General features: G+C 43.9%; 1 pseudogene. It reads left to right on the top strand.

Annotated elements, in window-relative coordinates:
• A pseudogene (locus tag AWW72_RS16395) lies at window positions 1–1,066 on the top strand (YadA-like family protein); the annotation flags it as partial.

Genomic DNA, 1,066 nt, shown 5'->3' with positions numbered 1-1,066 from the left:
ACTGGCGACAGCGTATTAAACAACAATGGCTTAACCATCAAAGATGGTCCAAGCATCACTAAAGATGGCATCAACGCGGGTAATAAAGTCATCACTAACGTTGCTGATGGTGTAAATGGTAAAGATGCAGTCAATGTTGACCAGTTAACCAATGTTAAAGATGGTTTGGACGGCAAGATCACCGATACCAACAACAAGTTAGACGATGCGAAGAAAGACTTGGGTAACCAGATCACGGATACTAACAACAAGTTAAATGATACTAAAGATCAGTTAACCAACCAGATCACAGATACCAAGACTGAGTTAAACAACACGATCACGAACACCAAGACCGAGTTGGAAAACAAAGGCTTGAACTTTGCGGGCAATGCCGGTGCAGACGTACATCGTAAGTTGGGTGACAAGTTAAACATCATCGGTGGAGCGGATGCTGCAACAGCAGAAGACAAGACCAGCGGTGAGAACGTGATCACACGTACCACAGAAGATGGCATCAAGATTGAATTGTTGAAAGATGCGAAGTTCGACAGCATTACGACTGGCGACAGCGTATTAAACAACAATGGCTTAACCATTAAAGATGGCCCAAGCATCACTAAAGATGGCATCAACGCGGGTAACAAGGTTATTACTAACGTTGCTGATGGTTCAATTGCCAATGGATCTAAAGATGCAGTGAATGGCGGTCAGGTGAAGAATATCTCTGACAGCATCAAGAACAGCATTGGTGGTAATACGACGGTTAATCCAGACGGTAGCATTACAACCAATAACATTGGTGGCACAGGCAAAAACAACATCAATGATGCGATCAAGTCAGTTGATGACAAAGTGACTAATGGCGTGAATGACCTGACCAATAAAGGTCTGAACTTTGCTGGCAATGCGGGTAAAGATGTACACCGTAAGTTGGGTGACAAGTTAAACATCGTAGGTGGAGCTGATGCTGCAACAGCAGAAGACAAGACCAGCGGTGAGAACGTAATCACACGTACCACAGAAGATGGTATCAAGATTGAATTGTTGAAAGATGCGAAGTTCGATAGCATCACGACTGGCGACA

This window comes from Acinetobacter sp. NRRL B-65365, assembly GCF_001605865.1.
In the GTDB taxonomy this organism is placed as follows: Bacteria; Pseudomonadota; Gammaproteobacteria; order Pseudomonadales; family Moraxellaceae; genus Acinetobacter; species Acinetobacter vivianii.
Note: the sequence above shows the minus strand (reverse complement) of the source record. Positions and strands in the feature narration are given on the sequence as shown.